Annotated in this window: 8 protein-coding genes and 1 pseudogene; 4 read left to right on the top strand and 5 right to left on the bottom strand. The window is 53.4% G+C overall.

Going from position 1 to position 14,562, the window contains the following annotated elements:
• Positions 1-92: 92 nt before the first annotated feature.
• Together acrD and narQ are read right to left on the bottom strand one after the other, a co-directional pair.
• Positions 93-3,206 (bottom strand): multidrug efflux RND transporter permease AcrD, encoded by a 3,114-nt coding sequence (gene acrD, locus J4645_RS17645; protein WP_001263076.1) that lies wholly within the window; start codon positions 3,204-3,206, stop codon positions 93-95.
• 184 nt (positions 3,207-3,390) lie between these two features.
• Positions 3,391-5,091 (bottom strand): nitrate/nitrite two-component system sensor histidine kinase NarQ, encoded by a 1,701-nt coding sequence (narQ, locus tag J4645_RS17640; RefSeq protein ID WP_000216815.1) that lies wholly within the window; start codon positions 5,089-5,091, stop codon positions 3,391-3,393.
• Between the two features lie 185 nt (positions 5,092-5,276).
• Here narQ and aegA point away from each other — a divergent pair, with 185 nt between their 5' ends.
• On the top strand, positions 5,277-7,238 hold the full coding sequence (gene aegA / locus J4645_RS17635) for a formate-dependent uric acid utilization protein AegA (protein ID WP_023215022.1): 1,962 nt from the start codon (positions 5,277-5,279) through the stop codon (positions 7,236-7,238).
• A 448-nt stretch (positions 7,239-7,686) separates the two neighbouring features.
• Here the strand turns inward: aegA and pbp4b are convergent.
• Positions 7,687-8,985, bottom strand: a pseudogene (gene pbp4b, locus J4645_RS17630) (penicillin binding protein PBP4B).
• Positions 8,986-9,188: 203 nt separating this feature from the next.
• On the opposite strand from pbp4b, the gene nudK reads away from it, so the two are divergent.
• The 3 genes from nudK to J4645_RS17615 all read left to right on the top strand — a co-directional run bounded on the left by nudK (position 9,189) and on the right by J4645_RS17615 (position 11,291).
• Positions 9,189-9,764 (top strand): GDP-mannose pyrophosphatase NudK, encoded by a 576-nt coding sequence (gene nudK / locus J4645_RS17625; protein WP_000084033.1) that lies wholly within the window; start codon positions 9,189-9,191, stop codon positions 9,762-9,764.
• A gap of 124 nt (positions 9,765-9,888) precedes the next feature.
• On the top strand, positions 9,889-10,932 hold the full coding sequence (locus tag J4645_RS17620; RefSeq protein ID WP_001270668.1) for a DUF1176 domain-containing protein: 1,044 nt from the start codon (positions 9,889-9,891) through the stop codon (positions 10,930-10,932).
• Between the two features lie 128 nt (positions 10,933-11,060).
• Positions 11,061-11,291 carry a hypothetical protein gene (locus J4645_RS17615; RefSeq protein WP_000700635.1) on the top strand — a complete coding sequence of 77 codons (231 nt, stop codon included), beginning with the start codon at positions 11,061-11,063 and terminating at the stop codon, positions 11,289-11,291.
• Positions 11,292-11,353: 62 nt separating this feature from the next.
• Here the strand turns inward: J4645_RS17615 and tkt are convergent, their stop codons facing one another.
• Both tkt and tal read right to left on the bottom strand, forming a co-directional pair.
• Positions 11,354-13,354 carry a transketolase gene (gene tkt, locus J4645_RS17610; protein WP_000087328.1) on the bottom strand — a complete coding sequence of 667 codons (2,001 nt, stop codon included), beginning with the start codon at positions 13,352-13,354 and terminating at the stop codon, positions 11,354-11,356.
• Between the two features lie 19 nt (positions 13,355-13,373).
• The gene (tal, locus tag J4645_RS17605; RefSeq protein WP_001072443.1) at positions 13,374-14,324 is read right to left on the bottom strand and encodes a transaldolase; all 951 of its coding nucleotides are present in this window, start codon (positions 14,322-14,324) and stop codon (positions 13,374-13,376) included.
• Positions 14,325-14,562: the final 238 nt, after the last annotated feature.

Genomic DNA, 14,562 nt, shown 5'->3' with positions numbered 1-14,562 from the left:
AGGCACCGCGCTCCCATAGGTGATAAGAAAAGGCGACTCAACGAAAGTCGCCTTTTTTGTGCCCGACACCTCGTATCAGGCTGGCCAGGAGCTTATTCCGGGCGCGGCTTCAGCGGGAAGCGGCGACGTATCAGCACGAAAAACAGGGGTACAAAGAAGATAGCCAGAATGGTTGCTGAGATCATTCCCCCCATCACGCCGGTTCCGACAGCATGTTGGCTACCCGAGCCTGCCCCGGTGCTGGTGGCCATCGGCAATACGCCAAAGATAAACGCCAGCGAAGTCATCAGTATCGGTCGCAGGCGCTGGCGGCTGGCGTACAGCGTGGCGTCTAACAGCGCGTGTCCCTTCTGATTCATTTCGTTGGCGAATTCCACAATCAGAATCGCGTTTTTCGCCGAGAGGCCGATAACGGTCAACAGCCCCACCTGGAAGTAAACATCGTTTTCCAGCCCGCGCATCCAGGTGGCGAGTAACGCGCCGATGACCCCGAGCGGCACAACCAGCATCACCGAGAAGGGCACCGACCAGCTTTCATACAATGCCGCCAGACACAGGAAGACGACTAATAGCGAAATAGCGTACAGCGCAGGCGCCTGCGCGCCGGAGAGCCGTTCCTGGTAAGACATGGCTGTCCATTCCAGGCCAAAACCGCCCGGTAGCTGATGTACCAACGACTCCATGACATCCATCGCCGTCCCGGTACTGACCCCCGGCGCGGCCTCTCCGACAATTTCTACCGCCGAATAGCCGTTATAGCGTTCCAGACGCGGCGATCCGGTTTCCCAGCGCGAGGTGGCGAAGGCGGAGAAGGGGACCATGCCGCCGTCTTTGTTACGGACATACCAAAGATTAATATCATCCGGCAACATACGATATTTCGCCGCGGCCTGAACATAGACCTTCTTCACGCGGCCCCGGTCCATAAAGTCGTTGACGTAGCTCGATCCCCAGGCTGTTTGCAGGGTGTCGTTGATATCGTCAATCGATACGCCCAGCGCCTGCGCTTTTCGTTGGTCAATATCAATTTGCAGTTGCGGGCTGTCGTCCAGGCCGTTGTGGCGCACGCGGGTCAAGGAACTGTTTTTCCCGGCCAGCTCAATGAGTTGATCTCGTGCGGCCATCAGCGCGTCATGGCCTGCTCCGGCGTGATCCTGTAATTCCATATCAAAACCGGCGGAGCTGCCCAGACCGCTAATTGCCGGCGGGCTGCTGGCGAAGACGCGAGCTTCTTTAATCTGGTTAAACGCTTTTGTCGCCCGCTCAATAATGGCGAACGAGGAGCCGGTGGTGGGATCGCGCGCGTCCCAGTCTTTCAAGCGAACAAACATGCGCGCGACGTTTTGCCCATTCCCGCCAGGGCCGGAACCTACCGTCGAGAAGACCGACATAATGTTGTCTTTCTCATGGGTGAAGTAATAGTTTTCAACCTTTTCAACGACTTTCAGGGTCTGCTGTTGCGTAGAGCCGCTCGGTAGCTGGATAGACGTAGTGAACATGCCCCGATCTTCTTGCGGCAGAAAGGAGGTGGGGAGGCGCAGAAACAGGAACACCATGCCGCCAAGCAACAGAACATAAATCAGAATCCAGCGCAGGCTGCGATGCAAAATTTTCGCTACGCCTTTCTCATAACGTTCGGCATTACGATTGAAAGTACGGTTAAACCAGCCGAAAAATCCGCGTTGCCCGTGTTGTTCGCCTTTGTGCAACGGTTTTAATAACGTTGCGCACAGCGCCGGCGTCAGGATCATGGCGACCAGCACCGACAGCACCATTGCCGAGACAATGGTGATAGAAAACTGACGATAAATCGCCCCGGTGGTACCGCCAAAGAACGCCATCGGCACGAATACCGCAGACAGCACCATCGCAATACCGACCAGCGCCCCCTGGATCTGCCCCATGGATTTGCGCGTCGCTTCACGCGGCGTGAGCCCTTCTTCGCTCATGATACGTTCGACGTTTTCCACCACCACGATGGCATCGTCGACCAGGAGCCCGATCGCCAGCACCATCGCGAACATGGTTAATGTGTTAATACTGTAGCCAAACGCGTAAAGCACGGAGAAGGTGCCCATTAATACCACCGGCACGGCGATCGTCGGAATCAGCGTGGCGCGAAAGTTTTGCAGGAACAGGTACATCACCAGGAAAACCAGCGCGATAGCCTCCAGCAACGTTTTGACCACATCGATAATCGAGGCTTTAACAAAGGAGGTGGTTTCATACGCGATCTTGTATTCCAGGCCGTGAGGGAAGTACTGCGCCAGCTCGTTGAGGCGATCCAGCACCAGCTTCGCGGTCGCCATTTCATTCGCGCCGGAAGCCAGCTTAACCCCAAGACCGGAAGCCGGATTGCCGTTAAAACGGCTGAGGTAGTCATACTTTTCCGCCCCCAGCTCCACGGTGGCGACATCGCCCAGTTTGACCTCGGAACCGTCCTGATTAACGCGCAGGGTGATATCGCGAAATTGTTGCGGCGTTTGCAGCAGTGACTGCGCATTAATGGTGGCGTTCAGCGCCTGCTTGTCGACCGAAGGCGTACCGCCAAGCTGCCCGACGGCGATTTGCGCATTCTGCGACTCAATTGCATCGGTCACGTCTTTCGTGGTCATCTGAAAACTATTCAATTTGGCCGGATCGAGCCAGATACGCATAGAGTACTGTGAACCATAAGCGTCAATATCGCCCACGCCGTTGACGCGGCTGAGCGGGTCCTGAATATTACTGGCGACGTAGTCGGCGATATCCTGCTTGTCCATAGAGCCGTCGGTAGAGACGAAAGCGATGGTCAAAATATTGGTATCACCCGTTTTGCGTACCGTGACGCCTTGATCCTGTACTGCCTGCGGCAGTTTACGCATCGCGGACTGTAACTGGTTTTGCACCTGCTGAACCGCCTCATCAGGATCGGTTCCCGCAATAAAGCTCAGGGTGATGGTCGCCTGCCCGGTTCCGCTGCTTTGTGATGACATGTACATCAGATTATCGAGGCCCGTCATATTCTGCTCAATAACCTGGGTTACGGTATTTTCCAGCGTTTGCGCCGACGCTCCCGGATAATTCGCGGTAATACGTACGTTGGGCGGTGCCAGATCGGGATATTGTTCAACAGGTAAAGAAAAAATGGCTAACGCCCCTGTCAGACACAACAGGATAGCCAGCACCCAGGCAAAAATGGGGCGATCGATAAAAAAATTCGCCATTAAAGGGGAACCTCGTGTTTCTACATATCGTTATAGATTTGAACTGCTTCACTGTAGCGGCAAGCTACGAGCCAAACGTGGAGAAATAAAGGAGATAATGTAAATTATCATGCGCTTTTACAGCATACTTTTTGTGCCAACGCCGGAAAGCCTGATATCTGGCCTTCCGGCGATTTGCCGTTCTTTACGTTAACTGACTCTCTTCCTTGTTGGAGGAGCGAAAACTGATACTGACCAGTGTGCCGCCGCCGGAGGGTTGCGAAAAATTCAGCGTGCCGCCAAGGCGCTCCGCGCGCTCACGCATTATATTCAGACCATAGTGTCCGGCAGGCTCATGCGGTTCGCCGATACCAATGCCATTATCGCGAATATAAACGGTATGATCGCCGTCAGGCGCGGTGACGCAGCTCACGGCGATTTCGCTCGCGTTGGCGTGTTTAATGGCGTTCAGGACCGCTTCACGCACAATTTGCAACAAATGCACCTGCATTTGCGCATCCAGCGCCAGCGTGGGTAAACGGCAATCCAACGTGAGTTTGGCCGGGGTCTGACTCTGTAAATCTTCCAGCATCTCATGCAATGCGGAGGGTAAATCGGCCTGCTGTAACGTCAGACGGAACGTGGTGAGTAGCTCGCGAAGCTGACGGTAGGCGTCGTTCAGCGCTCTGGAAAAATCCGCCATGATGCTTTGCGCGCCGGCGTTATCCTGAGGAATGGCGCGCTTCAAAAGCGTTAACTGAATACGTAAATAAGAAAGTACCTGCGCCAGCGAATCGTGTAGCTCACGGGCAATCGTCGCGCGCTCTTCCATTAACAAAAGTTGCTGGAAGTGTTTTTGTGCCTGATTAAAGTACAAACCACGCCCCAGCATCGTGGAGACGCTGTTTAGCAGCGGCGTAGAGGCATTAACGTTGGGGCTTTGCCAGTGGAGTTCGCCATAAACCGTGTCCTGCATCGTCACTGGCAGCATTTGCATCGGCAGGTCGGGGCTTTGCGTGCCTTCGCTAATCCGCCAGTTATCGCCCACGGTTAACTCCAGATACCAGGCGGCGTCATGTTCACGGACAATTTGCAAAATATGGCGAAAACAGTGGACATCGATTTGGCTGGTATTCAGCGCCTGAGAGCACTGGTATAACACCTCCAGGCGGCGATGCGCTTCGTGCAGATCGTGCGTTTTTTCTTCCACCGAGGCTTCCAGCGAACGGTAAAGTTTATGCAGCTCGCTCGACATCTGACTAAACGTTTTCGCCAATAATCCCAGCTCATTGGGTAAGCTGGTATCCAGCGGCAGCGGGGCGAACTGACCATGTTCAATACGCTGACTGGCGGTGACCAGTTGATTCAGCGGACGAACGACCTGCTGGCGAATACGCCGTAGGGTAAAAAAGACCAGCGTAAATATGCCGATACCGCCCGCCAGCGATATGGCGACGACCAGCATGACTTTACGCTCGGCGTAATGCTGTAACGCCAGAACGAAGAGATCAATTTGATCGACGTAATTGTTGATATTGGTCTGATACCAGGCAATGTCGCCGTCCTGTAGGCGGCTATTCATCTCCAGCCAGTTGGCGTGCAGGCGCGCGTAGCGAGTTTTCACCGCCTGCGGCACATACCAGGCGTTGAGATTTTGCAGTACCGGCGAGTTGAGCGCGTGCTGGAAAAGTTGACGATGCGCATTAATCTGCGGGCTACGGCTTTGCAGATCGTAACCCAGCCGATAGCTCTGCATTCGTAGCGAACCGGCGATATTGATCGCTTCGGCATCCCGTAAACTGCTGGTCAGCGTCAGTAATGCGCTGCCGGTGGACAGAATAGACAACAGCACAATATAGAAAAAAGCCTTAGCCAGACTGGCTGAGACCGGGCGTTTAACCGTCACGCTGGCACTCCCCGCATTTAGCTGAATCGCAATTGCATTTGCTTTGAAATAAATTGATCTGCCACAGGTTCTGGACAGATAGTTGTGCTTCCTGGGCAGATGAACATTGCCGACCCCGCCTTCGTCAGTTAATAACAATGCTCATATAAAGAATAAGGTTTTTACAACCAAAACAGAAGGATGCCATGAATCGTTTTATTATGGCCAATAGCCAGCAGTGTCTGGGCTGCCATGCCTGCGAGGTCGCCTGCGTAATGGCTCACAATGATGAGCGACATGTCCTGACGTCACAGCGCTATCAGCCCCGAATTACTGTCATCAAACATCAGCACCAGCGCAGCGCGGTCACATGTCACCATTGCGAAGATGCGCCCTGCGCCCGTAGCTGTCCGAACGGCGCGATCGCGCATATTAACGACAGCGTGCAGGTCAATGCGCAGAAGTGCATCGGCTGTAAATCCTGCGTCGTCGCCTGCCCATTCGGCACCATGCAGATGGTATTGACGCCCGTCGCGCCAAACCAGTTCAAAGCCAGCGCGCATAAATGCGATCTGTGTCAGGGACGTGAACAGGGTCCGGCCTGTGTGGAAAATTGCCCGGCGGATGCGCTGCAATTGGTCACCGAAGACTCGTTGACCCGTCTGGCTAAAACGCGACGGCTGCGTACCGCCCGGCAGGAGATTCGCCCCTGGCATACCGTGGATACACAACACAGTGGGACAGCAAGCAGCAAAGTCGAGCGTATGCAGGCGACGCCGCCGCGCGGCGAACCGGATAAACTGGCGATTGAAGCGCGTAAAACCACCTTTGAGGAAATTTATCTGCCGTTTCGCGCCGCGCAGGCGGAGCGTGAAGCGTCCCGCTGCCTCACATGCGGGGAACACAGTATCTGCGAATGGACTTGTCCGCTGCATAACCATATTCCCCAGTGGATCGAACTGGTGAAAGCCGGCGATATTGATGCGGCGGTAGAGCTTTCCCACCAGACCAACTGCCTGCCGGAAATTACCGGGCGCGTCTGTCCGCAGGACCGGCTATGTGAAGGCGCGTGTACACTCCGCGATGAGTATGGCGCGGTTACCATCGGCAACATTGAGCGCTATATCTCCGATCGCGCTCTGAGCAAAGGCTGGCGTCCCGACCTGTCGGACGTACAGAAGAGCGATAAGCGCGTGGCGATTATCGGCGCGGGGCCGGCAGGTCTTGCCTGCGCTGACGTGTTGGCGCGCCATGGCGTAAGCGCCACCGTCTACGATCGCCACCCGGAAATCGGCGGTTTGCTCACCTTTGGTATTCCGGCTTTCAAACTGGATAAATCTCTGCTGGCGCGCCGTCGGGAGATCTTCAGCGCGATGGGGATTTGTTTCGAGCTTAACTGCGAAGTAGGGAAAGATATTTCTCTGGAGACGCTGCTGGAGAGTTATGACGCCGTCTTTGTCGGGGTAGGAACCTATCGTTCCATGAAGGCTGATTTACCGAATGAAGACGCGCCGGGGGTATATGATGCGTTGCCATTCCTTATCGCCAATACCAAACAGGTGATGGGGCTTCCGGCGTTGCCTGACGAGCCGTTTATTGATACTGCGGGCCTTAACGTGGTTGTGCTGGGCGGCGGTGACACCGCAATGGACTGCGTACGTACGGCGCTGCGTCATGGCGCTGCCAACGTCACCTGCGCTTATCGCCGTGATGAGGCCAATATGCCGGGGTCGAAAAAAGAGGTGAAAAACGCGCGGGAAGAGGGCGCGAACTTTGAATTTAACGTTCAGCCGGTTGAGTTGGTGCTGGATACGCACGGGCGCGTCAGCGGTATTCGCTTTTTGCGTACGCGGCTTGGCGAACCGGATGGTCAGGGGCGACGCCGTCCGGTACCTGTACCGGACAGCGAGTTCGTGATGCCGGCGGATGCGGTCATTATGGCGTTTGGTTTTCATCCGCATGGTATGTCGTGGCTGGAATCGCATGGCGTGAAGGTGGATAACTGGGGACGTATTGCCGCCAGCGTCGAGAGCGAGTTTCGTTACCAGACGTCCAACCCGAAAATTTTCGCCGGCGGCGATGCGGTGCGCGGCGCCGATCTGGTGGTGACGGCGATGGCAGAAGGCCGACATGCCGCGCAGGGGATACTCGACTGGTTAGCTAAATAAGCGTATTTGTAGGCCGGTTAAGGCCTGGAACGGTTAAATGATTGAGTGATAAAAAATCTTAAACTTATTGGCTAACCTTACTCCGTTTGCAGAAATGTTGACGCTCGCAGGGCTGGACGCCCTGCGATAAACATTTTCCCGTCGGGGCGACGTTTAACAGGCCTGATGAGGCCAATCTTAGTATTGAAAATAGAGTGTAAATTGAAGGAAGGGACGCTATCAGAATCCCTTCTTAGAGCCTATCCCATTACGACTATTTTACTTGTCATTTTGGTCCTGGGCAGTGCTCGCCAAAACGCGTTAGCGTTTTGAACGCCGCTAGCGGCGGCCCGAAGGGCGAGCGTAGCGAGTCAAACCTCACGTACTACGTGTACGCTCCGGTTTTTGCGCGCTGTCTGTGTTCAAACTGGCTGCGCCAATAACGCCTGGTGAGATAGGCTCTTAATTTTTATTTTAAGGAACCATATATCTGGTCAACAATCCAGCCATACGTCGCCGCAGGTAATAATCCACTGACAAAAACATTCGGATTTACTTTAGGATTTGCTACCGGAGAGTGCGGCCTGTTACCTAAAATCACAATCGCCATATGATTAACCGGATCGATAGACGTCAGCGTTCCGGTTCATCCGGTATGTCCATACGTTTGCGGACTGGCTAATACCCCGAACGTGGGGGTCATTGAGGCGTTGCCGTTAACGCGCCACCCCAGACCAAAGGTAGCGTCTTCTGGCGAGCGGCGAGTAAACTGCGCAACCGTTTTGTCGTCGAATAGCTTCACGTTACCGTAGCCGCCCCCATTGAGCATGACTTGCATTAACACAGCCATATCATGGGTGTCAGAAAACAGTCCGGCGTGTCCTGAAACGCCGCCCATTGAGTACCAGGCTTTTTCATCATGCACCTGGCCCCATAGTGTATTGGTGCGAATATTGGGGAAATGAATCACGCCGTCACGCGTATTGCCGTGTAGTTCCGTTGCGGCGATTTGCGGCGGCGTGAAGCCTTTCATCAGCGGGTTAAAGACGGTATGTTTTAATCCGAGCGGTTTATAAATGGTGGTTTCGACGTAGCGATCTAATGGCATTGCCGTTATCGATTCAACGATAAAACCAAGAATCATATAATCCACGTCGCTGTAGATATGCTTTGATCCAGGTTGATATTCCAGCGGCGTCTTTTTAATCATCTCCAGAGTAGTGCTTTTACTCTGTGAAAATAATTTACCGGCGACGTTTTTATTGGGATATTGTGGGTCGGCAGGAAAGCCCGCGACGTGATGAAGAATATCAATAATGCGGAGTTTATCTTTGCCTTTTATTTTATCCCCAGGCATATCCTTAAAGCCGGGGATGTATTTTGATACCAAATCATTGACATCTATTTTCCCTTCATACACCAGTTTTTGCAATGCAAAGTTAGTGGCATACATTTTTGTGTTTGAAGCCAGGTCATACATCGTGTTAGTGGTCGCCCGAATGGGATGGGCTAACAGCGTGGAACCGTCATATTTTTTGGCATAGCCCCAGGCTTTTTGTAGAACAATATGATTATCTTTTATCACCAGAAGATTAATACTGGGATATCCGGCATCAATTTGATTTTGAATCCAGCCATCAAGTCGGTGAAGTTTTTGGCTATCAAATCCCACCTGATCAGGGCTCGCGGTGGTCAATACCGGATACTCAACGGCAAAAGCTGAAAGGGAAAACGTCAGTAGAACCGTCGCAACGAGAGTAAATTTCATGATGATTCCCTCAGTCTCACTCCGGCCGTCAAATCATATCGCGAGCATGGACTTTGCGGCCCGGAGAAGCAGAATATGGTCATGGCAGTGACAGAAAAATATGGCTGTACATCTGTTCAGTCGGCGTTAAGGATTAACCCTTCAGCAGACAAAACCGACCTCACGGCGTAATATTAATGCTCTTTTTACACCCTGGAGCCAGCATGTCGCAAACCATTACGCTTATTAAGGATAAAATTCTTTCTGATAATTATTTTACTCTGCGCAACATTACCTATGACCTGACCCGTCGTAATGGTGAGGTTATCCGTCACAAGCGTGAAGTTTACGATCGCGGGAATGGCGCAACCATTCTGCTTTACAACTCAACTAAAAAAACCGTGCTTCTGGTTCGTCAGTTTCGCGTGGCGACATGGGTCAACGGTAATCAAGACGGTATGTTAATTGAAACCTGCGCTGGCCTGCTTGATAACGACGAGCCGGAGGTCTGTATCCGTAAAGAGGCCATTGAAGAGACAGGGTATGACGTTGGTGAGGTACGCAAGATATTTGAGCTTTATATGTCGCCAGGCGGCGTCACGGAGCTGATTCATTTCTTCATTGCCGAATATCATGATAGCGAGCGTGCCAGCATCGGCGGCGGCGTGGAGGACGAAGAGATTGAGGTGCTTGAACTGCCGTTTTCCCGGGCGCTGGAAATGGTGCGCTCAGGTGAGATTCGGGACGGTAAGACCGTGTTATTGCTTAACTATTTACAGACGTCTCATCTAATGGACTGAAAAAAAAGAAATATATTTCTTTACACAAAAAAGACCAATCCGATAAATCTGATTGAGAACCCTGAGGCGCGCAAGGAAGATACCGCCTTAGCTGTGTTGTTCTGAATCTGGGGTTGTTCCGTTCATGCGCTACCGCGTTATTCTTTTTTGTCTGTTTGGCCTGTTGCCGGTCCAGCTACTGTGGGCTGCGCCAGCGCAACGGACTTTTTCCGACTGGCAGGTCACCTGTAATAACCAAAATTTTTGCGTAGCGCGCAATACTGGCGAACATCATGGGCTGGTGATGACATTAAGCCGCAGCGCCGGGGCGCGTACCGATGCGGTACTGCGTATCGACCGCGGCGGTTTGGCGCCGCCCGACGCCAAAGAAGCCGCAATTGCGCCTCGCTTATTGCTGGATGGCAAACCGCTTTCGTTCAACAGTCCACACTGGCGCGTGTCGCCCTGGCATCTCATGACCGGCGATCCTGCCACCATCACCGCATTTTTACAGACGATTCAGGATGCGCAAGCTATCACCTTAAAAAACGGCGTTCAGACGCTTTCGCTGGCGGGATTAAAAGCGGCATTACTGTTTATCGACGCGCAACAAAAACGTGTGGGCAGCGAAACCGCCTGGATTGAAAAAGGAAACGAACCGCCGCTCAGCGTGCCCCCGGCACCGGCATTAAAGGGGATCGCCGTGATTAATCCAACGCCCGTACCGCTGAGTGAGGAAGAACGCGACGATCTGCTGGACTACGCAGCATGGCGGGTAAACGGCATTCGCTGTTCGCTTGACCCGCTGCGTCGCGAGACGCAGGTCAGCGCGTTGACGGATGATAAAGCGTTATTGATTGTTAACTGCGAAGCCGGCGCCTATAACACTATTGATCTCGCCTGGGTAGTTTCACGCAAAAAAACGCTCGCCTCGCGCGCCGTACGTTTGCGGCTGCCGTTTAATCGCGGCGTCGAAAGTAATGACATGGAGTTGATGAACGCCTTCTTTGACGAGAAAACGCGCGAGCTGGTGACGTTGGCGAAAGGGCGGGGGTTAACCGACTGTGGTATCCAGACGCGCTGGCGTTATGATGGCGATCGTTTTCGTCTGGTACGTTATGCCGAAGAACCGAGCTGCGATAACTGGCACGGGCCGGATGCCTGGCCTACGCTGTGGATCACGCGTTGAATCCTGGTTGTTATCCCCCTTTTCAGAATAGGGATACACCTATTGAGGTTTCATTTATGGTATAGAGATTGCTACGTTACGGTAGGATTGTTATTTTACCCGATAGCCTCACCACAGCAGGAAATAGTATGAAAATAAATAATGGCCCCGTATTATGCCCCCATTGTGGCTGCCTGAGCGCTTATTATGAAATAGATCGGCTGGCGGCGATAAGAGAAAAAGTGAATAAAGAAGGCGGATCAGCGGCGTGGGATTCAACATTGCAGGCGCATAAAAAAAAGGCCTTTTGCCTGATGTGCCATAAATCCATTGATGAGGTCGTCATCGGGCAGTCAGATGCGCCTGAGTCTACGAAGTAATTTTGCACAGCCTACAGAACAGGTCTGCAGACTGCGCAAAGTCTGTGTTGCTAACGCTCGCCTTAGCCTTTGATGTTCAGCACCCGGCGGGCTTTTTCTACAATATTTTCCACGGTAAAGCCAAAATACGGGAACAGTTTGTCAGCCGGGGCGGATTCACCGTATCCCGTCATGCCGATAATTGCGCCTTTTAGGCCAACATATTTATACCAGTAGTCGGCTATACCGGCTTCCACCGCGACGCGGGCGGTCACGTGCGCCGGTAGCACTGATTCGCGATATGCCTCGTCCTGCGCATCGAAAATATCCGTTGAAGGCAACGACACCACGCGAACGTTATGCCCCTCGCCAGTCAATTTTTCCGCCGCCTGGAGGGTAATTTCCATTTCCGATCCGGTAGCGATCAGAATGATATCCGGCTTGCCGCCGCTATCCTTCAGAATATAACCGCCGCGAGCAATTGCTTTCACCTGTTCCGGCGTGCGTTCCACCTGCGCCAGATTCTGCCGCGAGAGAATCAACGCCGTCGGCCCGTGCTGACGTTCAATGGCCAGCTTCCAGCCGACCGCCGCCTCAACCTGATCGCAGGGACGCCAGGTGCTGAAGTTAGGCGTTAAGCGCAGGCCCGCCAGTTGTTCCACGGCCTGGTGCGTCGGGCCATCTTCGCCCAAACCGATGGAGTCGTGGGTATAGACCATAATCTGCCGGGCTTTCATTAAGGCCGCCATACGCGCCGCGTTACGCGCATATTCGACAAACATCAGAAACGTGGCGGTATACGGTACAAAGCCGCCGTGGTGGGCGATGCCGTTGGCAATGGCGGTCATGCCGAATTCGCGCACGCCATAGTGGATGTAATTACCTGCCGGATCCTCTTTCAACGAGGTCGAACCTTTCCAGATAGTCAGGTTGCTCGGCGCCAGATCCGCCGATCCGCCCAACAGTTCCGGCAACAGGGGACCGTAGGCATTGAGCGTATTTTGCGATGCTTTACGGGTGGCGATTTTGGCCGGATTAGCCTGCAAGTCGTTAATAAATTTTTGCGTGGCGGATTCCCATGTCTCCGGCAGTCCGCCGCTCATCCGGCGGGTAAACTCTGCGGCCAGCTCAGGATAAGCCTTCTCATAAGCAGCAAACTTTTCCTGCCACTGCTGCTGCGCTTTCTCACCTTTTTCACGGCCATCCCACGCGCGGTAAATTTCTTTTGGGATCTCAAACGCCGGATGATGCCATCCCAGCTTCTGGCGGGTCAACGCCACCTCTTCTTCGCCCAGCGCCGCGCCGTGCGACTCCTCCTTCCCGGCTTTATTCGGCGAGCCAAAACCTATCACCGTCCGACAGATAATTAGCGAAGGTTTGTCTTTTACGCTCTGGGCTTCCAGAATGGCTTTTTTCACCGCCTCCGGATCGTGCCCGTCAATGTCATGCACGACATGCCAGTGGTAGGCTTCAAAACGTTTGGCGGTATCGTCGGTAAACCAGCCTTCGGTTTCGCCATCAATGGAGATGCCGTTGTGATCGTAAAAGCCGATCAGTTTGCCCAGCCCCAGCGTACCAGCCAGCGAACACACCTCATGCGAGATCCCCTCCATCAGACAGCCGTCGCCCATAAAGACATAGGTGTAGTGGTCGACAATCTCATGGTCCGGCCGGTTGAACTGTGCGCCTAACGTACGCTCGGCAATCGCCAGCCCGACGGCATTCGCCAGCCCCTGGCCCAGCGGCCCGGTGGTGGTTTCAACGCCGGGCGTATAGCCAATCTCCGGGTGACCGGGCGTTTTAGAGTGCAGTTGACGGAAGTTTTTTAACTCCTCCAGCGGCAGGTCATAACCGGTTAAATGCAGCAGACTATAGAGCAGCATGGAGGCGTGACCGTTGGAAAGGATAAAACGGTCACGGTCATACCAGGTTGGATCGGTGGGGTTATGTTTAAGAAAATCGTTCCATAGCACTTCAGCGATATCCGCCATCCCCATCGGCGCGCCGGGGTGCCCGGAATTGGCTTTTTGAACGGCATCCATGCTCAGCGCACGAATCGCATTGGCAAGGTCTTTACGGGACATAAATCACTCCATGCAAGGTTTATAGTTTGGCGGCAAGCAGGTCTTCCAGTTTGCGCTGGTCAACGGCAAAAAGACGGATACCTTCCGACAGCTTCTCTACGGCCATCGCGTCCTGATTATGTTCCCAGCGGAACTCCGCTTCCGTCATTGGCGTAGGACGGTGGAACATCTGCGAGGAAGGCACCAGTTTACGGATCACCGGTTCTTCTTTTTCTTTCAGCTCTTTAAGCAGGTTAGGGGAGATAGTCAGTCGATCGCAGCCGGTTAGCGCGAGGATTTGCTCAGTACGGCGGAAACTTGCCCCCATCACGATGGTTTCATAGCGATGCTGTTTAAAGTAATCGTAGATATTGCGTACCGATTTCACGCCGGGATCTTCCTCCACGACATACGGCTCCAGCGGACTACGCGCCTGATACCAGTCGTAAATTCGGCCCACGAACGGAGAGATCAAATAGACGCCCGCTTCGGCGCAGGCGCGCGCCTGGGCAAAAGAGAACAACAACGTCAGGTTGCAATTAATGCCCTCTTTTTCGAGCTGCCCGGCGGCGCGGATACCTTCCCAGGTTGCGGCGAGCTTGATCAGAATGCGCGATTTATCAATACCCTGCTGCTGGTAGAGATCCACCAGATGGCGCGCTTTCTCGATACTTTTTTCTTTATCGAATGATAACCGCGCGTCGACTTCAGTGGAGACGCGACCGGGAATACTTTTCAGTATTTCCGCGCCAAAATTGACCGCCAGTTTATCGCTGGCTGCTGCAACTTGCTGTTCCTGCGTACCGCCGTGTTTTTTTCCCCAGGCAATCGCATCCTCAATCAAATGACCATACTGCTCAAGCCCGGCGGCTTTCAACAGTAAAGAGGGATTTGTCGTGGCATCCTGCGGCTGGTAGTGGCGGATGGACTCGATGTCGCCGCTGTCGGCGACGACGGTAGTGAATTGTTTGATGCCGTCTAGCTGGTTCATAGGAAATACTCCTTGAAAAGTAAAGTGTTAGATGAGTGTGTTGATTCACACTTCTGAAAGATTGATACACTACATAACCAAAAAGCATAGCAGACAGGCATGGTATTGCTGGTATAAGCAGGTAACATGGCCGTTATAAGTTGATAACAAACTCTTGCGCCGCGTCGTGATAGTTTGCAGACCTTCAAAGTTTGTGTTGCGCAGTACGGTGATAATGTGCGGCGCACCAGGCCGCGTC

The sequence above is a fragment of the Salmonella sp. 32082101201600294FB01SM01 genome (genome assembly GCF_017572865.1).
In the GTDB taxonomy this organism is placed as follows: domain Bacteria; phylum Pseudomonadota; class Gammaproteobacteria; order Enterobacterales; family Enterobacteriaceae; genus Salmonella; species Salmonella enterica.
The sequence above is the reverse complement of the archived record's forward strand: the minus strand, read 5'-3'. Positions and strand labels throughout refer to the sequence as shown.